General features: G+C 45.6%; 16 protein-coding genes. 13 read left to right on the top strand and 3 right to left on the bottom strand.

Going from position 1 to position 22,665, the window contains the following annotated elements; all coding sequences use genetic code 11:
- The first annotated feature begins 261 nt into the window (after positions 1–261).
- The 4 genes from QUB66_RS11595 to QUB66_RS11610 all read left to right on the top strand — a co-directional run bounded on the left by QUB66_RS11595 (position 262) and on the right by QUB66_RS11610 (position 6,936).
- Complete coding sequence (locus QUB66_RS11595; RefSeq protein WP_332967720.1) at positions 262–1,281, top strand: hypothetical protein; 1,020 nt, start codon at positions 262–264, stop codon at positions 1,279–1,281.
- A gap of 99 nt (positions 1,282–1,380) precedes the next feature.
- Positions 1,381–4,356, top strand: coding sequence for an L-glutamate gamma-semialdehyde dehydrogenase (pruA, locus tag QUB66_RS11600; RefSeq protein WP_332967718.1), 2,976 nt, complete (start codon positions 1,381–1,383; stop codon positions 4,354–4,356).
- 257 nt (positions 4,357–4,613) lie between these two features.
- A complete protein-coding gene (locus QUB66_RS11605; RefSeq protein WP_332967717.1) occupies positions 4,614–6,284 on the top strand; it encodes a glycosyltransferase family 39 protein in 1,671 nt (556 codons plus the stop codon).
- A gap of 172 nt (positions 6,285–6,456) precedes the next feature.
- The gene (locus tag QUB66_RS11610) at positions 6,457–6,936 is read left to right on the top strand and encodes a hypothetical protein (protein WP_265234372.1); all 480 of its coding nucleotides are present in this window, start codon (positions 6,457–6,459) and stop codon (positions 6,934–6,936) included.
- 135 nt (positions 6,937–7,071) lie between these two features.
- Here the strand turns inward: QUB66_RS11610 and QUB66_RS11615 are convergent, their stop codons facing one another.
- On the bottom strand, positions 7,072–9,108 hold the full coding sequence (locus tag QUB66_RS11615; RefSeq protein ID WP_332967716.1) for a S8 family serine peptidase: 2,037 nt from the start codon (positions 9,106–9,108) through the stop codon (positions 7,072–7,074).
- Between the two features lie 103 nt (positions 9,109–9,211).
- Between QUB66_RS11615 and QUB66_RS11620 the strand changes: the two genes are divergently transcribed.
- The 6 genes from QUB66_RS11620 (at position 9,212) to QUB66_RS11645 (ending at position 15,469) form a co-directional block, all read left to right on the top strand.
- The gene (locus QUB66_RS11620; protein ID WP_332967714.1) at positions 9,212–10,258 is read left to right on the top strand and encodes a lysylphosphatidylglycerol synthase transmembrane domain-containing protein; all 1,047 of its coding nucleotides are present in this window, start codon (positions 9,212–9,214) and stop codon (positions 10,256–10,258) included.
- 215 nt (positions 10,259–10,473) lie between these two features.
- Complete coding sequence (locus QUB66_RS11625; protein WP_332967713.1) at positions 10,474–11,208, top strand: DUF6884 domain-containing protein; 735 nt, start codon at positions 10,474–10,476, stop codon at positions 11,206–11,208.
- A 32-nt stretch (positions 11,209–11,240) separates the two neighbouring features.
- A complete protein-coding gene (locus QUB66_RS11630) occupies positions 11,241–11,462 on the top strand; it encodes a hypothetical protein (protein WP_332967712.1) in 222 nt (73 codons plus the stop codon).
- Positions 11,463–11,465: 3 nt separating this feature from the next.
- Positions 11,466–12,776: an ATP-binding protein gene (locus QUB66_RS11635; protein WP_332967711.1), complete on the top strand. Its 1,311-nt coding sequence runs from the start codon at positions 11,466–11,468 to the stop codon at positions 12,774–12,776.
- Between the two features lie 2 nt (positions 12,777–12,778).
- Positions 12,779–14,398: a hypothetical protein gene (locus QUB66_RS11640; RefSeq protein ID WP_332967710.1), complete on the top strand. Its 1,620-nt coding sequence runs from the start codon at positions 12,779–12,781 to the stop codon at positions 14,396–14,398.
- A gap of 12 nt (positions 14,399–14,410) precedes the next feature.
- Positions 14,411–15,469, top strand: coding sequence for a hypothetical protein (locus QUB66_RS11645; RefSeq protein ID WP_332967709.1), 1,059 nt, complete (start codon positions 14,411–14,413; stop codon positions 15,467–15,469).
- A gap of 15 nt (positions 15,470–15,484) precedes the next feature.
- On the opposite strand, the gene QUB66_RS11650 is transcribed toward QUB66_RS11645, so the two are convergent.
- Both QUB66_RS11650 and purM read right to left on the bottom strand, forming a co-directional pair.
- On the bottom strand, positions 15,485–16,129 hold the full coding sequence (locus tag QUB66_RS11650; protein ID WP_332967708.1) for a Uma2 family endonuclease: 645 nt from the start codon (positions 16,127–16,129) through the stop codon (positions 15,485–15,487).
- Positions 16,130–16,506: 377 nt separating this feature from the next.
- The gene (purM, locus tag QUB66_RS11655; RefSeq protein WP_332967707.1) at positions 16,507–17,535 is read right to left on the bottom strand and encodes a phosphoribosylformylglycinamidine cyclo-ligase; all 1,029 of its coding nucleotides are present in this window, start codon (positions 17,533–17,535) and stop codon (positions 16,507–16,509) included.
- A 606-nt stretch (positions 17,536–18,141) separates the two neighbouring features.
- On the opposite strand from purM, the gene QUB66_RS11660 reads away from it, so the two are divergent.
- The 3 genes from QUB66_RS11660 (at position 18,142) to QUB66_RS11670 (ending at position 22,502) form a co-directional block, all read left to right on the top strand.
- Positions 18,142–19,203, top strand: a complete 1,062-nt coding sequence (locus QUB66_RS11660; protein ID WP_332967705.1) for a septal ring lytic transglycosylase RlpA family protein — start codon at positions 18,142–18,144, stop codon at positions 19,201–19,203.
- Between the two features lie 435 nt (positions 19,204–19,638).
- Positions 19,639–21,249 (top strand): bifunctional pantoate--beta-alanine ligase/(d)CMP kinase, encoded by a 1,611-nt coding sequence (locus QUB66_RS11665; RefSeq protein ID WP_332967704.1) that lies wholly within the window; start codon positions 19,639–19,641, stop codon positions 21,247–21,249.
- 329 nt (positions 21,250–21,578) lie between these two features.
- A complete protein-coding gene (locus tag QUB66_RS11670) occupies positions 21,579–22,502 on the top strand; it encodes a polysaccharide deacetylase family protein (RefSeq protein ID WP_265234458.1) in 924 nt (307 codons plus the stop codon).
- Positions 22,503–22,665 lie beyond the last annotated feature (163 nt).

The following is a 22,665-nucleotide window of genomic DNA, read 5'->3' on the forward strand; positions in this document are numbered from 1 at the left end:
ATTGCGCTCAATATTTACCACGTTTGTAGTGAGGAATTTAGTCCTCAGTGCGATCATCCCCCTTGCACCCTCAGTATCATTGAGGCATCATCGGATTTGATATAACTAGGACTTACGCACGGGTGGTCAGAAACCGGGTTTTCCCCGAAAATCCTTGTAATGCAGAGATTAGGTAAAAAACCCGGTTTCTTTGGTCTTAATGCACAAGTCCCGATCGCGTAAAATGTCTAAAAGCGGTATTTGTACAAGAAATTTAGTCCTATGAGTAACGAACTCGAAAACAATCAAATTTTGACCCAGCAACCGGAAACAATTGCCACTGACAGCGATGAGTTGGCGAACACTGCAATTGCCAGTCCCCATCCAACTTCCGAAGCAGCAGAAACTCCCGCTGAAATCCCTCCAATTGAAGATGCTTTGACAGCAACTTCCGAACCCCCAGAAACTCCTACAGAAAATCTCCCCAGTGAAAGTGTTTTAGCAGCAACTTCCTTACCAACAGAAACTCCTGCTGAAATTGCCGCGCGAGAAGATATTTCAACGGCAATGGACGAAGCCGAAACAATTCCAATTGCAGCCGATATTGCGCCGGAAACAATTCAAAATGAAAATCACCAGACTCAACTAAATCAAACGGAGAATCCCGATCCGAAACAACATCGAGTTTGGCAAATATTGACAGTTTTTTTCAGCGGAATGTTAGTCGGTTCCGTCCTGAGTCTCGGTGCTTTTCTAGGGTGGAAAATGTATCAAGAAAGAGTAAACATTCAAATCAAACTGCACTCAGACGTACCCCTCCCCGAAAGCCCTCCCCCTGTCCCAACAGCGCGCGCCTACCGCCAGCCCGGAGTGGGTCCAGCACCCCAGCAGGCACTGCCCCCCACAATTGCTCCGTCACCTAGCCAGCCTCAAATACCCTCCCTGTCAGGCGTTCCGCAACTTGCTTCCCCGTCGCCGCTGCCTTCTCCCGCTGCCGTGGAAACCCCTGTAACTGAGCGAGTTAGCTTTCAAGCCGGTGCTACCGGAACTACTCTCAGCAATAGTTTGCGAGCAAACAAATCCAAACGCTACTTGGTAGAATGCAATAGCGGCCAAAGCATGACAATAAAGGTTCAAGAAGGTCAAGTTAGTGCCGACATTATTGCTCCTAACGGTGAAAAAGTAGGTACTGTTGATAGCACAGGTCAGTGGCAAGGTCAACTAACCAGCAGCGGCGATTATACTATTGAAATTTCGGGCGATCGCCAAGCAAACTACGGTGTTAAAATTGAAGTCAAATAGCAAGTATAATTGTATCAAGGGGTAGTTGCAAAATACATCAACCCACCCTGGTTGCCAGTTACCAATTACCAATTACCAATTACTAATTACTAATTACCAATGGTCGCACAAGTATCTCCAAGCATCTACGAAGCAAAAACCCAAGAAATTGCCAAAGAAATTCTGAAGGCAACTCAAGACAAAAAGCGATCGTTTTTTGGCCAATTGCAAGACCAAATGCGCTGGGACGATAAGCTGATGGATTGGGCAATGGCTAGCCCCGGACTGCGGGTGCAATTGTTTCGATTTATTGACTGTTTGCCCGCCCTCCGCAGCAAGCCGGAAATTGCCCGCCACTTGCAAGAATACCTGACTGTGGAAGAGGTAGAATTGCCGGAAGCATTGAAAAAATTGCTCAGCTTTGCTAACGCTGATTCGGTTCCCGGCCAATTGGCTGCGACGACGGTTGCGCCTGCGGTGGAAACTCTGGCGCACAAGTATATTTCTGGGGAAAATATCAAGCAGGTAATTAAAACCTTAGAGCGACTTCGCAAAGATAAAATGGGTTTTACAGTTGACCTTTTGGGGGAAGCTGTAATTACCGAAACTGAGGCGCAAGTTTATCTGAATCGCTATTTGGAATTGATGACGGAATTGACCAGTGCAGCAAAGAATTGGTCGCAGGTAGATGCAATTGACAAGGCTGATGGCGAAACTCTGCCGCGAGTGCAAGTATCTGTCAAATTAACTGCTTTTTATTCTCAGTTTGATCCGCTGGATGCTAAAGGCAGCGAGGAGAAAGTCAGCGAGAGAATTCGCTTGTTATTGCGGCGCGCGAAGGAATTGGGAGCGGCTGTTCATTTCGACATGGAACAGTACGCATACAAGAGTTTAACTCTCAGTATTCTGAAAGACTTATTGTTAGAGGAAGAGTTCCGCAGTCGCACAGATGTTGGAATTACAATGCAGGCATATTTGCGCGATAGCAAACAAGATTTGCAAGGCATTATTGCTTGGGCAAAAAAACGCGGAAATCCGGTAACGGTGCGTGTGGTAAAAGGTGCTTACTGGGATCAGGAAACTATCAAGGCGATGCAGAAAGATTGGCCGCAGCCTGTCTATAATGATAAAGTTGCTACGGATGCAAATTTCGAGCAGATGACTCAGTTGCTGCTGGAAAATCACGAATATTTGTATGCTGCAATTGCCAGTCACAACGTGCGATCGCAAGCCAGGGCGATCGCGATTGCCGAAACTCTCAACATACCGCGCCGCCGCTTTGAAATGCAAGTGCTGTATGGCATGGGGGACAAATTGGCCAAGCTTTTGGTCGATCGCGGTTATCGCGTCAGAGTATACTGTCCCTACGGCGATTTGCTCCCAGGCATGGCTTATTTGATCCGCAGATTGCTGGAAAATACCGCCAACAGTTCGTTTATCCGGCAAAGTTCCGAAGAAATGCCGATCGACCAATTATTAGCCGCCCCAGTAGCCAATGGCAACGACCAGCTAGTTTACAGCAAAGTATTCCCCAACGTCGCCGATACCGACTACGCCAATACCAAATTGCGGCAACAAGCAGAAGCAGCCATCAAATCAGTGCGCGCCAACCTAGGTAAAACCTACTTACCGCTAATCGATGGCGAATACCAAAACACCGAAACAACCGTTAATTCGCTCAACCCTTCCAATCCCGAAGAAGTAGTCGGTAAAATCGGATTGCTATCCGAAGCACAAGCCAAACAAGCCCTAGAAGCAGCCAAAGCAGCCTCCACAAGTTGGCGGAAAACCCCCGTCCGCCAGCGCGCCGGAGTCCTCCGCAAAGCCGCAGAATTGATGGAACAACGGCGGCACGAACTATCAGCTTGGATGGTGTTTGAAGTCGGCAAACCAGTCAGAGAATGCGATGCCGAAGTCTCGGAAGCCATTGATTTCTGTCGCTACTACGCCGACGAAATGGAACGGTTGGAACAAGGGCAAAATTACGATATAGCTGGAGAAAACAACCGCTATACTTATCAGCCACGCGGCATTTCTCTGATTATTTCTCCTTGGAATTTTCCCCTGGCCATTCCCGTCGGGATGACAGTTGCATCGCTAGTTGCAGGTAACTGTACTTTGCTCAAACCTGCGGAATTTTCCACAGTAATTGCGGCTAAAATAGCGGAAATTTTGCTAGAAGCCGGGATTCCAAAAGGCGTATTTCAATACGTGCCTTGCAAAGGTTCAACCGTCGGCGCTTACATGGTGAAACATCCCGATGTTCACATGATTACTTTCACCGGTTCTCAGGAAGTTGGCTGTCAGATTTATGCCGAAGCCGCGATTTTGCGGCCGGGACAAAAACACCTGAAGCGAGTAATTGCAGAAATGGGCGGCAAGAATGCAATTATTGTTGATGAAAGTGCGGATTTAGACCAAGCAGTTGCAGGCGTAGTTTATTCGGCATTTGGATACAGCGGCCAAAAATGTTCTGCTTGTTCGCGAGTAATTGTGGTCGAGTCGGTGTACGATGCTTTTGTGGAAAGATTGATAGAAGCCACGCGATCGCTCAATGTCGGTGCAGCCGAAAATCCCGGCACTCAAGTCGGGCCTGTAATCGATGCTACCGCCCAGTCGCGCATCCGCGAATACATCGAAAAAGGCCGCGCTGAAGCTAAAATAGCCTTAGAAATGGCCGCACCAGAAACTGGCTATTTTGTCGGCCCAGTCATTGTTACGGAAGTATCCCCGACTGCAACTATCGCCCAAGAAGAAATTTTTGGCCCGGTTTTGTCGGCGGTTCGGGCAAAGAATTTCAGCGAAGCGATTACCATTGCTAACGGCACAAATTTTGCTTTAACCGGCGGATTGTATTCTCGCACACCTTCGCATATCGATCGCGCCCAAGCCGATTTTGAAGTCGGAAACCTGTACATAAATCGCGGAATCACCGGCGCAGTGGTATCGCGGCAACCCTTCGGAGGATTCAAACTTTCGGGTGTTGGTTCCAAAGCTGGCGGCCCGGATTATTTGCTGCAATTCCTCGAACCGCGCACTATCACCGAGAATATTCAGCGGCAAGGTTTTGCGCCGATTGAAGGAGTAGACGATTAATCATTGGTGTTAACTTAACGTCAAACGTACTCATAGACTGCTGTTTACCGCCGAGGCCAGATCCCCCCTAGCCCGCCTTCTTAAGGGGGGAACAAGATTCTGATCAAAGTCCCCCTTGCTTTCGAGGGATTTAGGGGGATCTAGCCTCAGATAAAAGCGAGATTTTTCAATTGTTTCAGTTTTTGTATGGTGCTCTTCGGCGCACCTTACGGCTAGGGTAATAACAAAAAATTTCTGCGAGATTAGCTAGTTATAAAATGGAAGTTGAAAATCGCGATCGACTAAATTCTCACAATTTTTTACTTAACAAGTGGCTGAAATTTTTAATTATAGCAGTATTGGCGATCGGCATTTTATTTCGCTTCGGAAATCTCGATCGCAAATTTTACTGGATTGACGAAACCTATACTTCTTTGAGGGTTTCTGGCTACACCGAAGCCGCAATGCTTAAACAAATTTCGTACCAGAAAATAACCTTGCCCTCCGATTTACAAAAATACCAGCAGATCAATGCCGGAAAAACTTTAACTGACACACTACATTCTTTAGTAACCGAAGACCCCCAACACCCGCCACTGTATTACATACTAGCGCGATTTTGGGCGCAATGGTTCGGCACTTCGGTTGCAGCAATGAGAAGTTTAGCCGCCGTGATTAGCTTGCTAGTATTTCCCGCTATTTATTGGCTGGCTTGGGAGTTGTTTGAATCATCAGCAGTAGGGTGGATGGCGATCGCAATTTTCGCAATTTCTCCCTACCACATCCTATTTGCCCAAGAAGCCAGACAGTACAGTTTGTGGACATTAACTACCATTTTATCCAGTGCAGCGTTGCTGCGAGCAATGCGCCCTGACTTAACTCAAAATTCAATTTTGCTGGTTTCTCGCTGGGCACTTTACGCAGTCACAGCAGCAATGGGACTGTACACCCACTTGTTATTTGTCTGCGTCGCCGCCGCCCATGCAATCTACGTCGCAGTCATTGCCAACTGGCGCGATGTTAAAACATTTATTGCCTATTATGCAGCAGCAATGGTGGCCTTAATCGGCTTCATGCCTTCTCTCGTAAATACTGTAGAAAACTTCAATCAAGTTAGAAGTACAACAGTATGGGCAGAACAGAAAAATCTATTAAGATTAGTTAGCAGGTGGGTTGGTTCAATCAGCATAGGATTTTTTGATATTGGCATTGATGGCACTGCCAACGTCACACAATTAGCCTTGGTAATTCCAGTTGGCATCATGATTGTAGCTTTAGTCGGCTATGCGATTTATTTTCTGTACCGACATACACCAAAACGGGTTTGGTTACTGATCTTGTTATTAATTGCCACAACCGCTTTGTTTTTAGCAGTGCCTGATATACTAAAAGGTGGAAGGCGATCGACAAATCCGCGATATTTAGTTCCATGTTATGTGGGAATTCAGCTAGCAGTTGCTTACCTGCTGTCTGCCAAAATTAGCAACAATTTGGCTAGTTTCCAGCAGCAAAAACTGTGGAGAGTAGTGACAATTGCACTGTTTTCGGTCGGAATTATATCGGCGGGAATTAGTTCTCAAGCCGATAGTTGGTGGAATAAAGGCAGCGGTTGGTTGCGCGCGGAATTGGAAGTAGCTAGCACTGTGAATCAAGCTAGAAATCCCCTGATGATCAGCGATGCGAATATCGCATACATCATGCCTTTGAGTTATCGCTTGCAACCACAAGTCAAATTGCTAATAGAACCGCGCTGTTATACTTCTTGCTACAAAAATCGAGAATTGGCACGGAAAAAACCTGAACCACCGAAAATTCCCGGCGGTTTCGGCGACTTGTTTTTATACAGACCGTCCTCAACTTTGCGATCGGCAATTGAACAGCAAAACTATCAAATAGATCCGGCGGTTGGTAATGTCGAGCTCAATCTATGGAAAATTACTAAAAAATAATCTGCAAGGATTAAGGCGAAAAACTGGTTGATTTCCAAAAATGTCTGGTTCACCGCGACAGACTGCCAAGAAACTGAATTTTGGGAAGTATGTCTAGAGTAGAGTTCAATATGGCTGCGTTTCGCGGTAGACTAGAAATTAAGAATAACAAAAATAACATCAAAAATCTCAAATGACAGTCACTGAAACATCGAATATTCGCAGACTGCTGTGCGATCCAGACTTAGGGCTGATTCCTCACCTAGAAAAATCCCTGAAAGACTTACACTCGTCTGCGATCGCCAATGGAGAGAAATTTAAGGTAGAACCTTACGATATCGAACTCAAAAGCTGCCACACTCAGAAGCATCCCAACGACCAAAAACCCCTTGTCACTCAGTCAGTGTTAATGAAAATTCCCCTGACTGGGAAAGTTCAAGACAAGATGCACCTCTATCTGATCGCAAGTGAGTTGCAGAACCAAATCGACTTCAAAATTATCGACTGGAGTGCCTTAGAACGCCGCCAATACGACATTCACGGCATCCCTTTAAAGCAGCCGATTACCAAAATAGATGGCGAGATGAATTACGAGTTAGTATTCGATCGACCAAATTATTGCTGCATCACTCTGTGCCGCCAATTTGACTTGACTTACGCCGCCAATTATTAAGATCGGACTCGGCTACACAAACGAAGTCGGCGGTTGAAACCACCCCTACACAAACGAAGTCCGCCTTCGCTGACTCAAGGTGCGCATTGCGCACCTTGTGATGGTGTTGCACGTCGCGGGTAGCACAAATGGAATTTAAACCGATCGATTGGCAGTTTCCGCCAGAATCTGCTTAATTTGAGCAGGAGTCAGACTCGGATTGGCTTGCAACATCAAAGCTATCACCCCAGATACGTGTGGCACTCCCATCGAAGTACCAGCAAAATATCGATAGGGAACCCCAGGTTGAGACAGTGGCACAGTTGAATAAACGTCCCCAGCATCGGCCCTGCCACCATCGCCGCCCGGAGCCACAAAATAACTAATTGTGTCTGATCCTGCCCGGTTAGAATAATCTGTAAACAAGCCGTTGCGGTTAACAGCACCGACAGCAATTCCTACCTCATTCGCAAACTTAGCCGGATAATCTACCTCCGGGCGCGCATCATTTCCTGCCGCCGAAATCACTACCACACCTTTAGCTTCCGCCGCTCGAATTACACTCAATTCGCGATCGTTGATCTGTTGACCGCCAAAACTAATATTAATGATTTTCGCACCATTTGCCACCGCGTAATTAATCGCGTTAATTTCATCTGAAATTTTGCCTACTCCTGTGCTATTGAGTATTTTCAAAGGCATAATCTTCGCAGTCGGAGCCGTTCCAGTTATTCCCACTCCATCTCTTTTTGCAGCAAGTAAACCAGAGATATGAGTACCGTGGCTGTTATCATCCATCGGGTCATTATCGTTGTTGGCAAAATCCCATCCCCGGAAATCGTCAACAAAGCCATTGCCATCATCATCTACGCCGTTGCTAGCTTTATTTCTACCAGTCGGATCTACGCCATTTTCCCCACCATTGCTCCAAATATTCCCCGTTAAATCCGGGTGATTGTAGTCAACTCCGCTGTCGATAATTGCTACAACAATGCCGTCTCCAGTCAAGCCATTCGCCCAAACTTCTGGAGCCTTAATTAAGTCTCTGCCCCACTCGTCGCCGCCCAAGTCGGGAACATCAGGAAAAGTTGCAACACCTTGAGCTTTAGCAACTGCCGCCGCCGCATTCACCAAACCGAACCCAGAACGAGAGTCAAAATCCGGTGAGTTGCTGGGATTTTCAGGAACAATATTGGCAGGAGTTGCAGATAAATTTAGGGTAAAATTTGTATTACCTTGGTTTTGATAAACTCGGACAAAGTATGTTCCGGGTGCCAAATTTTTGAGATCGATAGATTCTGGCGATAAACCCGATTCTTTAGCAGAAGCAATAATATCGGTAAAGTCAATAGAATTGTCGCCATTAATATCTTTAATCACGGCCACGTCAACATCGGCACTAAAACCGCTGACAGTTAATTGAAAGTCGTTATTTGCAGGCAAAGTAAAGCGGTAAAGGTTGTCTGGGCGAGCATTGCTAACCGAGTCGGCGATGGTTTGAGTGCTGCTCAAAACGCCTAAATCGCGGGCTTGGCTGAGTTGGTTGCTTAATACGGTATTTGCAGAGATGAATTTACCGCTGAGGTTTTGTGGAGATGTGTTGGCGACTTCGCCTAAAATAGCACCGGATTGACGAATTTTAATTACTGTATTGGGAGTGTCCGCAACTGCTTCCAAAGTGAGGTCTGCTTCGGTAAGATTGTCGGTTAGTCCGATCGCATCCTCAAAACTGTTAAAGTCAGTAATCAGGTCTGCAACAGCCGGATCGGAGACTAGGGAGTTGCTGCGGAGGACAAAGGTATCTGCGCCCAAACCCCCTGTCAGCGTATCTTTGCCCCCATCGCCCACTAAAACGTCGCTACCGTTGCCGGCGTAGAGGGCATCATCTCCCCTACCTCCCTGCAAGGTATCGCTGCCCTTGCCGCCAAACAGCAAGTCGTTGCCGGTACCGCCGTTAAGCAAGTCATTCCCGACACCACCGAAGAGTGTATCGAAATTGCCACCGCCGAGGAGTCTGTCATTACCATTATCACCGTTGAGGCGATCGGCATCCGAGGAACCGACAATAAAATCGTTACCTCCGAGGGCAAAAAGTCCGTTAGGATAAGGAGTCAAAAAGCCCGGAGTTAATGCGAAACTATTGGGGCTATCATCTAAAAGATAGGAAAGACCGTCAGGGCTCGGGCCGGGCATAGAAATTTACTCCTTAGATAAAATCAATCTAAATTTTAGATTTAAAACATGAAATTGTCTTTAAGTAATCTACCATCCCAAATTCACTAATCAGGAGCGGAAAATGGGAAAAGAACACTTGCATCGAATTCAGAATTTTTTCAACCTCGCCAAAGCGCGTTTAAAGCCTTATTTGCGCTATGTGATTCTGGGCGGAACGTTTTTATTTATTGCCAAAGCTTTTTTAACTCACTGGCGAGAAGTCGCGAATATTCAAATTCGATCCGAAAGTTTTCCGTTATTGGCGATTGCGCTTGGCATCACTTTACTGTCTCTAATTTTTGTCGGCTGGGTGTGGATGTTAATTTTGCGGGAATTCCGTCAACCTGTAAATGCCGCCTGGGCGATTCAGGTTTTTCTCAAAACTAATATTGCCAAGTATTTGCCGGGGAATATTTGGCATTTTTGGGGTCGAATTTTGGAAGCAAAAAATGCAGGCATTGCGCCGAAAGCTGCTACTCTCAGCGTGTTGTTGGAACCGCTGTTAATGGCTTCTGCGGGCGGGCTGATTGGGTTAATTTGTTTTGAGCGGATCGATGGTTTTTTGCGAATAGTCGGCTGTGCTGCTATTTTGACGGCGATTCATCCCCGAATTTTAAATCCGATCGTCCTGTTTGTAGAGCGGTTGAAGTTATCTAAGAAGAACGGGGAAAATTCCGATGTTGGAGAGGCTGCGGGCGATCGACTAATTTTGCGTTTAGGGTCTAGCTCCAGTCTAGCTAAAAAAACATCTAGCGTCAAGTCCCAACGCCAAAATAATTTGCCAATTAGACGCTATCCTTTAGTGCCGTTAATCGGACAAATATGTTTTATCGGATTGCGGGGTAGCGGATTTTTGCTAACTGTAATGGCTTTAAATCCGGTGAATTTTCTCGATATTCCGAACTTGTTCGGTGCTTTCTGTTTTGCGTTTGTTGTGGGTTTAGTCGTACCGGGTGCGCCCGGAGGCATGGGAGTATTTGAAGCAACGGCGATCGCGCTATTGTCCGATCGCTTTTCTGTAGCTATAATTTTGAGTGCGGTGGCGTTGTATCGGATAGTTAGTATTTTGGCGGATGTTGCGGGTGCTGCTGTGGCAAAGATCGATCGCCAGCGCGATCGGTTTATGTAGCGGCGGTGCCAAGAGTGCCCGCCAGGTTTCTGTAATTCATTTTTATCTCGTGCTTTGCCTCAAGCGATCGCTTTTGAGGCATCAAAGACCGATCGCCCTTCAGTTATATTGGTTGGTTGAGGTGCGATCACATCTGCTACCTCTACTTCATTAGGCTAGTGGTCCAGCAAGAAATAGAATAATGTGGTAAATAACATTAAGAATATATACAGTGAGTGCTAAATTTGCGACATCTGCTAATTTTGGCTTGCTCCCAGCGTAAACGTTCGGATACTGATTCGCTGCCTGCTATTGAGCGCTATGATGGCCCAACATTCCGTTTGCTGCGTCGTTTTCTGCGGAAACAACCATCAGCACCGTTAGAGATATATATTTTGTCAGCGAAGTTTGGACTGATACCGAGTGACTATCCGATTCCAGATTATGACCAAAAAATGACAAGAGATCGATCGCGCCAACTGCAACCAGAGGTCATTGCTAAACTCAAACATATCCTCAACGCCAAGCCATATCAACAACTTTGCATTTGTCTGGGTCGAGATTATTTCCTTGCACTGGATAAATACGATATGCTAATCAAATCAGGATTAGCTGTGCGAATTACTACAGGCTCCTTGGGCAAAAAACTGGCAACCTTGCATGATTGGCTGTACGGGAAGCCCCCGGAACTAGCTAGTAGACAGGCGATCGACTTGCAAGGAAAAGCTTGCCTCAAAGGAATTGAGGTGGTCATGACAGCAGTAGAAGTGCTTGATGTGGCGCGTCAGGCGTTAGCAGAAGGTAAGGGCAACCCTGCTAGCTATCAGTCATGGTACGTGCTAGTGGGCGAGCGACGGGTATCGCCGAAGTGGGTGGTAAGTCTCTTGACAGGATTGCCTGTCAGTGACTTTCATTCCAGTGCAGCTAGGCGAATGCTCCAACAATTGGGTGTAGAAATTTATAGAGAATAATCAATTCTCAATCTGAATAAAGGTGTTTAAAAATGATCGTCAAGACTCTCCCTATCGGCACAGTTATTTCCGATCGAGATACCCCAACTTTTGAAACTGTGCGAATCAAATTGAAAGCAGGACAGGATGTAAAGCCTGGTATGCTTGTTCGGATTCCTGTATCAAGAGCAGAAAAGACCATGCTTTATGGTCGAATTCGTAGTGCTTATGAAAGCAACTCTAATGAAAGCGCAGAAAGCATCAACGTTACTTAGAGCATGGGGCTGCCGCGAAATCATCCTAAAGAGGAAGATAGCACAAGGATATTTCGCCTTGCCGAAGCTGACTTGATTGAGGAGATTATAGAGACAGAGATCAGAGCGCCACAGAATTTACCAAATTCGGGGGCAGAAGTATTTATCGCTGATAGTAATGAAACCGTCCGTGTTTTGGGCATGGAGACCGATAGATATAAAGGTTTGTACATTGGCGAAACAGTAAGTGGCACAAAAACAGAAATTATTCTAAAACGTGAGGCTATTCAGAGGCACTTTTTTATAGGTGGAACTACAGGCAGTGGTAAGAGTTATGCAATGGGTGTAATTGCCGAAGAAATCATCAAGATGGATTTACCAATTGTTTTTATAGATACGCAGGATGAATATTCATCGTTAGTTGAAAAATTGGGTGGAAAAGTTGTTGAGCCAGGAAAAGATTTTAGCATTCGTATCTCATCACTTACTGAATCAGAATTGATAGATTTACTTCCTGAAGCGATGAAACAGAGTTCAGTTCAGTGTGACGTAGTGACAAGGGCTTTTGGTGAATTACAAACTCGTCTAGTCAATGGAGATATTGCAAAATTTACGTTGGATGATGTTTTAGCAAGAATACCAGATTCAGCAGCAGCACTATCAGGTAAACCTGGTGATGTGCCACGATTAGTGGATACAGTCACACGCAGGTTAGAAACTCTAAATAATTACAAAATATTTGGCCCGGGGGTAGCTGACTGGCGAAAACTTATGTATCCTTGTCTGGCAATAAATTGTAAAAAATTAACCTCTATACAGCTTCAATCTATAGCAACAGCAGTTTTGAGGGAACTTCAGAACTTACGCATCCGAGGTCATATTCCACCTTATGTGGCGGTTGTGGATGAAGCTCATTTGTTTGTACCACAAGGTGAGGGTAGCCCTTGCAAACAAATAATACGGGAAGGTGTACGCATTGGAAGACATCACGGCATTTGTATGGTATTAATGACACAAAGCCCTATTGACATTGATAGAAGCATTATTCGTCAGTGTAATACAAGACTGGTGTTTGCCTTGGAACCAGATCAGCTTGATGCCATTCGGGGGGTAAAGTCAGATGCCTCTGAAGAAATGTTACGCGCGTTACCCAAAATGCCACGCGGTACTTGTTTGCTTTCAGGTACTTATGAGAGTGTCAAGCACACGATTCCGGTACGCATTAGGGAGCGTAAAACTGAAAATTCTGAAGGTGGTAAAACTCCTGATATTTTCAAAGAGATGAAAGATAAGTGGATATCTGAAATTAATAAATTACAACAAAAGGAGAAATAAAAATGCCCAGAAAACGCAAATCTCAGCCGGACTCATCTGAGCAATATCAGCAATTAGAACTGGACTTTAATAAAATTATCAACGATGAATCACACAAGGTATTCAGTCGTGATGAAGTTGCAGATTATAATCCAGTTGCAAGGACGGCTGATTATATGCGACAAATAGTTGAGTCTCAGAGAGCTTGGGAAACCACAATTAAAACGGCACGGGAACATTTACTCGAAAAAGATCCTAGAGAACTCTACCTTGAATTTTTCACTGACCTCAAGCGTCAAATAGAGCAAGACTCATCTAAATCTGCACGACTAGCACGCCTGTTAGAGCAGGTTGCTATTCGTGGATTTGGCATGACTAAGGAACAAGTGCGAATCGAAAAACCTCCTAAAGGTAGTAGTCGATGGAGAGTAAATCTGGATGTTGCATCAATTCAACAACACCTTCAAAGCCATATTGTAGGAGAACACTTCCTTAACCCGATTACTTCTGATGACGTTTGGGGGAACCGTGACTTTCTCATCGGCTCTTCGGATGTGAGCCAGCATCGCAGTTCTGTACCTGTTCCCGCACGGTTTTTCACACGCAGTGTGCCCTTTTTACTTAACAATGCTGCTGGTGCCGTACTTAGGGTGCAACAGGGTCAAGCGAGTTACGATCTGCCTCGATGTAATCCACAACCTAATGAAGAATTACTCAAATGGATGCTAATTGACCCATCATACCAAGACGAGCTAGAACCTGAAGATTATCAACGCTGTCTCGCCTCAGCAATGGACGTTGGTCAGTACAAGTTTGACCATGAATATTTGTTAAATGCAGACCGAAATCGCCCAGATATTATCCTCAGAGATGGTAGCCTATTTCCGCAGGATGCTTACTTAGACAACTTTTTAATTGAAAACAGGCGTGGTGAATTTACCCGCGAAGCAATACGAGACCTGCTTAAATGTCTCAATTGTGCTAGAGACTACAAGATTATTTACTGTGGAGTAGCTAAAAATGTACGTTTAAAAGTTTATAGTGCCGTTTTGGATTGGTATATAGCTAAGGAGATAGATACGAAGTGGGAAGCGGGAAACTATACTCTTAACGATGGACAAATGATGACATTGTTGTTGTCAGACCCTTCGTTTGTTGGTGATTATCTAAAACAAACAATAGCTACCTGTCTGATACGTCGTTCTTTCACTACAAGAGCTACTTTGAATGAAAAAGCTAATCTTACAGACTTAGAAAGCTCTTACTTTGAACGTTATGAAAAACAACATGATATTAACATCAGTTCTTATAAACAATTGTGTGAAATCTTTCATATGTATATGTTTTTTATCGGACACTCCAAAAATCCTAATCAGCAGTTACCTCGGTATGAATTTTTTCACAATGATTCTCTTGGCTCAGTATCATCAATAGCACAGAAAATTCTAACGGCTTTACGATATTCTAGTATAGATATCGACCAAGATCATTCATTTATGGCTGAGGAGCCAATTACCTATATAATACCAACAGTTACTCAGCAAGCACATATTTACTCAAAGGATGTGGGTAAGTACATAACTAATGACACTGGACAATTGCTCATGTCCCGATATAAAGCTCTACTATCAGAAATGGTTTAGGATATCTGAATCATGCAAATCGTCGCTGGCATCAGTTTAAAAGGAATCAAACCGCGTGTATGGGATAAAACCTCAGAGTATTACCTTCCCCAATTACACGCGGTAATGATTTCCTACGCCGATTTTCACAAAATGCCTAAACGCAGGCGTGAGGCAATGGAAAAGGGACTGCACGAATCTCTGGGTATTCCTACTCAGGTTCAAATTTATCTTGATAACGGTGCTTTTTACTTTATAAAACATGATGGTGAAACGCCAAGAAAAGAGTATGAAGAGTTTGTAGAAAAAGCTAAACCTGACTGGTATCCGATTCCTCAAGACTTCATTCCTACTCCCAAAATGACATTTCAGGAGCAGAAACAATGTTTCAAACGCACAATGGAAATGAATCTGGCTTATAAAGACCATCCATCATACATTCCTGTTATTCACATTAGCGAATTCCTTGAAGAGTATGTAAATGAAATCAAGGCACACAAGGAATTCTTAGCAAAACCATATATTGCTTTGGGTGGCATTGTACCAAATTTACTACGCGCTCCGAAAGCACTGCCTTATCATAAAATTCTATCTAGCATTCAACATATACGCGAAGAATTTAAAAATACAAAACTTCATGTTTTTGGCATTGGTGGCACAGCAACTATACATTTAGCCGCTTTATTGAGGATTAATTCAGTAGACTCAAGCGGTTGGCGCAGTCGGGCGGCGCGGGGGATGATACAATTGCCTGGAACCGGAGAGCGCATTGTGGCTCCTTTAGGTAACTGGAGGGGTCGTCAAGTCAGTCAAGAAGAAGAAAAAAAACTAGAAGACTGTCTCTGTCCAGCTTGTCGTCAGTATAAATTAAATGGACTTAAAATAAGTGGTATGGAAGGCTTTTGTAATCGAGCTACTCATAACTTATGGATACTACTGGAAGAAGCTCGATTGATTGAAGAACATCTATATAATAGTGGAGATTATAACGAGTGGTATAAGGAACACTTAGATAACACTATTTATCGTCCACTGATTGCTCAAATAGTTGAAAATTTGGCAGGAAAAGTAGTTAATGAAAACTCAAGCTAAGGAAGCTGAAATTAATCATTTTCCAGAAATCAGTCGTTGTCGAAATTCCTTAACTGCTGCGAGGGAATTGGGATATCGAACAAATTCCGCCAGCAATTCTATATCTAAATTAGGGAGAATTTCGCTCCGATAGATTTGTTCATAACCGCAGGTTTGGACAAATTGAACTGGGATTTCTTCTCGCAAGTAGTAGAGGCTAAAACGTTCATTTTGCCAAAACCAAACCTCTTTAACATTTAACCTTCTGTAAACTTCCAATTTATTCAGGCCACCACTGGTAACAACAACCTCAATTGCCAAATCGGGAAATTCTTTGTCTGTACCAATGCAGTAAGCTTCATCGGGTTCCGTCCCGCCCCTTTTCTCCTCTTGCCGCAGGGTTGTAGAACCAAAGGGAAAATAGTCGATATCTGCTTCTGAAAAATAAATGACTAAAAGATCCCCAATGCGCGTTTTTCTGTTTTCATGGCGACGGGAAGGTGACATAATTTCTAAAGCTCCATCTAAATAAGTGACTCGATATGCCGAAGTATCCCCATTTCTGGCGAGCAATGTTTCATATTGCTCCCAGTTAACGCGATCGGTAATATAGCGACATTCAGGATCTTGGCGTTGGAGTCCTTGTTGGTCAAGTAGAGCATTGAGATCGCTTGTCAACATACTATTACCTTCTTTAGGTTGTCTTGATTATAATTTAGTCAGGACTTACGAATGGGCGACCAAAAACCCGGTTTATACCTGAATATTTGTCGCAGAGATGCAGAATTTGTCTCATAAACCGGGTTTTTTAGACTTAGTTCTATTAGTGGATATGATCGCGCTTTCTGAAAATCTTGTTAAAAAAATTCGCCTTAAAAAAGTAGAATTACCTATTGACAGGGCTAGGATTCTCGTGGTTTATTTTAAATAATAGGAGTGGTGACATTAATTTTAAAATTGCCACCACTCCCATTATCTAATAATACATTATTGAACGGTCAAAGTCAAGCGTTTGACCCGAAAAAAAAAGGCGATTTTTTTAATTCATTCAATTAAAATTAATCAATGCCCATGATCAATTCCCCGTTACCGTCAATAACTTCGCCGATCGCCCAAGCACCAATTCCCTGAGACTCAAACCACTTAACAGCCTGTTCAACTTCCCGGCGATCGAGCAACAGCACAAAGCCAATACCCATATTAAAAGTATTAAACATATCCGCAGTCGCAACTGAGCCAGCTTCAGAAATCCAGTCAAAAATTGGCAAACTCGGCCAGCTATTACAATCAATTTTCACAGATTGATTCGCTCCCAAACAGCGGGGCAAATTTTCCGGCAAACCGCCGCCCGTAATGTGAGCCATACCGTGAATTTCCAAGCCGCTCTTCAGGGCTTCGAGGACTGGTTTCACATAAATTGTAGTCGGAGTCAGCAGCACTTCTCCTAAACTTTGGCCACCTAACTTTTCCGGTTGGGAATGCCAATCAAAACCCAAATCGCCTGCAATTTTTCTCACCAAACTAAAACCGTTGCTGTGAACTCCCGAACTAGCCAGCCCCACAGCCACATCTCCCACCCGCACCTGGGAAGCGTCCAACAACTTGCTCTTTTCGACAATTCCCACGCAAAACCCAGCCAAATCGTACTCACCTGCTTGGTAAAAACCGGGCATTTCTGCGGTTTCCCCTCCGAGCAAAGCACAGCCCGCTTGCTTGCAACCGTCAGCAATCCCTGTCACCACCGCAGCTAATTGTTCGGAATTTAACTTTCCCGTAGCTAAATAATCGAGAAAAAACAGCGGTTCCGCGCCGGATGTCAGCACGTCGTTGACGCACATCGCCACCAAGTCGATACCTATCGTGTCGTGGCGATCGAGATCGTGGGCCAATTTCAACTTAGTCCCCACACCATCAGTGCCCGAAACCATCACCGGCTCTTTTAAACCCTCCGGGACGCTGAAAAACCCGCTAAATCCGCCGAATCCGCCCAAAACTCCCGATCGGTGGGTGCTTTTGACTGTATTCTTGATGCGATCGACAAAAGCTCTGCCCGCCTCAACATCCACACCTGCTGCTCGATAATCCATAAGTCCGCAAGTCCGCCAAATCTATTTGTAAGTTTTAGTTTATGCCGATAACGGGCAACAGATGAATCTAGGAGCTGGAACCTTAGTCTAAAATTTGAGGCCGATGGCGACGAGTATCGGAAACTTGTCTCCGTTTTTTAGCGGAGTCAATCGTTAACACTTGACAAACAGATTTTTTTAGACTAGCCATTTGGCAGCTCATAAAATAGGCTAATTTATTGTAAATTTTTGTAAATTTTTCAGGAATTCAGAAAACGGCTGCAAGCACCGCAATTAAAGGATTTTATCATACAGAGCTCTGAGAAGATTTGATGAAGATTGCGTGAAATGTGTCGGCACAGCGATCCCCAAGCGCAAAAGTTTGTGGTAGTCTGTTGCAGTTCGTGAACAACACACAAATTGCGGATCGAGTATGAGTTGTCAAGTATCAGGGAAGTTTCCGCCAAAATTTTTTGGGGCTGAAGCATTAAAGCAAAAACGCACCCCGATACTTTGCTTTGACTCACGGGGGAATGGCGAAGGGCAAGAGAGAAATCCTTGACGCCTGCCGCCAAAAGGCTAATCCTCCAATCTCGGTTAGCAATGGCTATTCACAAAATTGGACGTATGAAGGAAAAATTTGTTGGTGGTTTACTCGCTGTCCTGTTAGTTCCTGTTGTAGGAACGGCATCGTCTTGTCACGCACAAGCCACAAGCGCCGTCAACCAAAACTCTCAGGGCTCCAAGCAGCAAGTAATTGCCACCCAACCGTCCCCGCAGTTAAACGCGACTCGGGCCGAAGTACAAAAAGTCGGACAGTATCAGTACCAAGCAAGAGCTGAAATTGTCCAAGACTCGATCGCCAAAATTCAGCCCCACGACTTGGGCGGGCGACAAGCAGCGACAGTCTACGTGCGAAACATTCCAGTCATCACCTTTCTCAACACCAGTCTGGAAACAAATACCAAAATTGGAGCGACTGGCGACAGCAAAGCCGATGCTCGCAGTGAGTCAAAAGTAGCCGGCGCAAAAGAAAATCCCAAAGCCGGAAACATTGCCAGCAATTCTAGCAACCAAGAACCAGATCCAGTGTGGCGGGCATCCAGCCTAGCAGCAAGACTCAACCAGCTAGCCCGCAACAACATCGATCCCAACAGCATTACCGTTAAGTGGGAAAAAGGCGATCGCTACCTGATCCAGGTAAACGGCGAGGACTTGGTAAACATCAACGCCGAAACCATCCTCCCCGACACCACCAGCGACTTTAGCCGAGACGCCCTGCAAGTAACCAATCGCCTCCGCCGACTGCTGGGCAACGCCCCACCCCTAGAAGCAGTCGCTGGCCAACCCCAACCAGAAGCCCCCGTGCTATCTTTGGGCCCACTTCAAGTGCGGCTCAGCGGCTGGGCTTCCTGGTACGGCCCGGGATTTGACGGCAACCTCAGCGCCAGCGGCGAACGTTTTAACCAAAATGCCTTGACTGCTGCCCACCGCCACTTACCCTTCGGCACTCTAGTCATGGTGCGAAATCTCGACAACGGCAGATCTGTAGTCGTCCGCATTAATGACCGCGGCCCCTATGTGGGCGATCGGCTGATTGACTTGTCTGCCGGCGCGGCTAACGTGCTGGGAATGATGAGCAGCGGCGTTGCGAGAGTGGAAATCGAAGTAATCGAACCGAAACAGTAAACAACTCGGTAGACGTTGACAGTTGACAGTTGACAGTTGACAGTTGGCAGTTGACAGTTGGCAGTTGACAGTTGACAGTTGACAGTTGACAGTTGACAGTTGACAGTTGACAGTTGACAGTTGACAGTTGACAGTTGACAGATGAGTGCGACCTCTCCCGGTCAGGAAGAGGATTCAAGTAATGAATAGTCTTCTTTTAATTTCTCGCCTTTAAGGGTTCCGGCTTTAAACCAATTCTTTCTGGTAAGGCAGAATACAAAAGTTATCCGAAGTGTAGAAGGCAGAAAGTAGAATCAAAGTGACATCTTCCACTCGTCGAGTCCCGATGCGGGCGCGCGAGTTTGTTGCTAACATCGCTGCAAGATGTCCGATCGAACAAATTCAGACAAATAATAAATTCTGCATTCTGCCGAATGCCTTCAGGAGAGTCTACCGGTGCGCCTGTTTACGACAATTGCAGCACTTCGCTGCTACTTAAATTCACAAAAGTCTGCTGTACCTGATTTGACAGTCGGTTTAGTGCCGACAATGGGAGCTTTGCACAGCGGACATCTCAGTTTGATCCAGCGAGCAAGACAAGACAATGCGATCGTCCTAGTCAGCATTTTTGTCAACCCGCTGCAATTTGGGCCGACAGAAGATTTTCAAGATTATCCCCGGAATTTCGAGCAAGACCGGCTGCTGTGCGAACAAGCTGGCGTTGATTTCATTTTTGCTCCCTCAGCAACAGAAATGTTTGGCAACCCAGCGAGCGATTCCCTACGGGATAGCTTCGCCGCGCGTGCCGAAACACAGAAAACCGCCGAAACACAGATTCAACTTTCATCCTTAACTCAAGTAGTGCCACCGCCGGCGATGACATCGGTGTTGTGCGGCAAGTCTCGGCCCGGTCATTTTCAGGGCGTCGCGACAATTGTTACCAAACTTTTGAGTTTGATTGAGCCGACAAAAGCTTATTTCGGTCAGAAAGACGCCCAGCAGCTAGCAATTATCCGCAAGCTGGCCTTGGATTTGAACTTGCCTGTAGAGATTGTTGCTTGCCCGATCGTCCGCGAAGAGTCAGGACTAGCAATGAGTTCTCGAAATCAGTATTTAACAACAGAGCAAAAACAGCAAGCCTGCGCCCTCTACCGCGCGCTGCAACAGGCCTCAAAAACTTTTGCTTCAGGCGACCGCACCTCTGCTGCTGCACTTGCTATTGCGCGCGCAGAAGTCGCTGGAGAACCCGAAGTTAAGCTCGAATACGCCGAACTCGTCGATCCCGACACTTTGATGCCGTTGCAGGTTGTGGAAACAGCGGGACTTTTAGCCGTAGCAGCCAGAGTAGGCTCTACTCGCTTGATTGATAATATAATTCTCAGGAACCGGAGGCCAATTGTGGCGATCGACGGCCCGGCGGGCGCTGGCAAATCTACGGTAACTCGGCAAGCAGCAAAAGCTTTGGGCTTGTTTTATTTGGATACCGGCGCGATGTATCGGGCGCTGACTTGGCTGGCTTTGAAAACAGACACGCCGATTTCTGACGAATGTGCGATCGCCGAATTAGTCAGTTACAGCTATTTGGAATACAATCTCGATCCCGCATCTTTCATACTGAAGATTAACGGCGAAGACGTAACCGAGGCAATTCGCAGTTTGGAAGTCACATCTCGCGTCTCGGAAATGGCGGCAATTCCTGCTGTGCGCCAGTTTCTAGTAGATGAACAGCGGCGCTGTGGTACAAAAGGTGGGATTGTGGCAGAAGGCCGCGATATCGGGACTAATGTTTTTCCCGATGCGGAATTGAAGATTTTTTTGACGGCTTCGGTACAAGAGCGATCGCGTCGGCGGATGTTACAGCTTAAAGACACCGATCGGGCTAATATTAGCTTGGAACAGTTAGAAAAAGACATTGCTCTGCGGGACGAAAAGGACAGCACCCGCCTGGTTGCGCCTTTGCGGAAAGCTGCCGATGCTGTGGAAATTCAAACAGATAATTTGAGTGTTGACGAAGTAATCGATCGGATTGTCGGCTTGTACAAACAGAGAATCCGCCCTAAAAGTTAATTTTAGGACGCTGCGATTCCCCGCAGCATCAGCTAGGGATGCGGGCCCCTAGCCTGAGCCCCTAACAATATAAACCTGCGACTAACGGGATTTGAGCCCCATAGGGAAATTTTCTACTAACTATTTCCCGTTGAGATGGGTTATAGGATTTCTCGCGCACAAGTCTTAATTTTTTTGATCCGGGCGGACTTTCCTGCGATCGGTTACTTGGAGTAACATTTCTAGGGACAATCTGATTTAAGATTATGCCCTAAAGTGAATTAACTGATATCAAAATAAAATCTAGAATTAATTGTGCAAGGTGTGAAGGAGAGAATGACGTGACAAAAATGAAACGGCTTTTGAGGCGGCGACAAAAATTAATCGTTGCTTTTCTGGCCGCAGCGGGCAGTTTTTTGCTGGGTGTGACGTTACCGATGAACTTGCGGGCAACTCAACCAGCGCCACCGATGCAGCCACAAGTCTTGGCCGTATCGTCCCAAGAACCAAAACTGATATCTAATGTTAGTGGGATTAAAGGAGCGATCGCCCATCGAGTTGAAGTTGCCCAAAAAGCCCTAACTCAACAGCAGGAAACCCGTTTTCAATCACCCCTACCATCCCAGTTTAAAGGTATCATGCTGCGTCAGGCAAAACTGGATGAGCAGCACAAGGCGATCGCCCTGACATTTGACGACGGGCCCTGGCCGACAACTACTACACAAATCCTAGATATCCTCAAGAAAAACAATATTAAGGCGACATTCTTCTGGGTAGGAAGATACCTGCAAACATATCCCGAACTTGGCAAACAAGTCGCGGCGGCCGGTCACGCGATCGGCAACCACACTTGGAACCACCAATACATTAAATATAACGAAGACGGTGCGGCTCGCGAGATCGATCGCACATCATCATTAATTGAGAAAGTGACCGGGGTAAAAACATTAATGTTTCGGCCGCCAGGAGGCATTTTAAACAATGGATTGGCAGCTTACGCACAGAAGAAAAATTATGCAGTGATCATGTGGTCTGCGGATTCTTTAGATTGGCGGACTGCGACGCAATCGTTGATGGACAACGTGATGCGACAGGCCAATTCGGGCGGCATTGTGTTGATGCACGATGGTGGTGGCAATCGAGCGAGAACAGTACAAGCATTGCCCGATATTATTGCTAGACTGAGAAAAGAAGGGTACAAATTTGTAACAGTTCCAGAGTTATTGCAGATGCAAGAACAAGCTTTAAAGAAGCAGCAGACAGCACGAAAATAAAAAAATGGGAGAGTGGAATTAAGCGCCATTTTCCCACTTTTTACAACAACTCGTGATCGAAAAAATAACTCCCTCGCACTCAATAACTGTAGTTTAGACTAAATAAAGATGAGAACGGTGGCAAAAGAAGAACTAGAGCCACCGCGCCGGGAGAGAATGAGGG

The sequence above is a fragment of the Microcoleus sp. A2-C3 genome, assembly GCF_036706065.1.
Taxonomy (GTDB): domain Bacteria; phylum Cyanobacteriota; class Cyanobacteriia; order Cyanobacteriales; family Microcoleaceae; genus Microcoleus.

What these genes read in the sequence shown, in the direction of transcription:
- QUB66_RS11595 (WP_332967720.1), top strand. Translation starts at nt 262, where the DNA reads ATGAGTAACGAACTCGAAAACAATCAAATTTTGACCCAGCAACCGGAA.
- pruA (WP_332967718.1), top strand. Translation starts at nt 1,381, where the DNA reads ATGGTCGCACAAGTATCTCCAAGCATCTACGAAGCAAAAACCCAAGAA.
- QUB66_RS11605 (WP_332967717.1), top strand. Translation starts at nt 4,614, where the DNA reads ATGGAAGTTGAAAATCGCGATCGACTAAATTCTCACAATTTTTTACTT.
- QUB66_RS11610 (WP_265234372.1), top strand. Translation starts at nt 6,457, where the DNA reads ATGACAGTCACTGAAACATCGAATATTCGCAGACTGCTGTGCGATCCA.
- QUB66_RS11615 (WP_332967716.1), bottom strand. Translation starts at nt 9,108, where the DNA reads ATGCCCGGCCCGAGCCCTGACGGTCTTTCCTATCTTTTAGATGATAGC.
- QUB66_RS11620 (WP_332967714.1), top strand. Translation starts at nt 9,212, where the DNA reads ATGGGAAAAGAACACTTGCATCGAATTCAGAATTTTTTCAACCTCGCC.
- QUB66_RS11630 (WP_332967712.1), top strand. Translation starts at nt 11,241, where the DNA reads ATGATCGTCAAGACTCTCCCTATCGGCACAGTTATTTCCGATCGAGAT.
- QUB66_RS11635 (WP_332967711.1), top strand. Translation starts at nt 11,466, where the DNA reads ATGGGGCTGCCGCGAAATCATCCTAAAGAGGAAGATAGCACAAGGATA.
- QUB66_RS11640 (WP_332967710.1), top strand. Translation starts at nt 12,779, where the DNA reads ATGCCCAGAAAACGCAAATCTCAGCCGGACTCATCTGAGCAATATCAG.
- QUB66_RS11645 (WP_332967709.1), top strand. Translation starts at nt 14,411, where the DNA reads ATGCAAATCGTCGCTGGCATCAGTTTAAAAGGAATCAAACCGCGTGTA.
- QUB66_RS11650 (WP_332967708.1), bottom strand. Translation starts at nt 16,129, where the DNA reads ATGTTGACAAGCGATCTCAATGCTCTACTTGACCAACAAGGACTCCAA.
- purM (WP_332967707.1), bottom strand. Translation starts at nt 17,535, where the DNA reads ATGGATTATCGAGCAGCAGGTGTGGATGTTGAGGCGGGCAGAGCTTTT.
- QUB66_RS11660 (WP_332967705.1), top strand. Translation starts at nt 18,142, where the DNA reads ATGAAGGAAAAATTTGTTGGTGGTTTACTCGCTGTCCTGTTAGTTCCT.
- QUB66_RS11670 (WP_265234458.1), top strand. Translation starts at nt 21,579, where the DNA reads ATGAAACGGCTTTTGAGGCGGCGACAAAAATTAATCGTTGCTTTTCTG.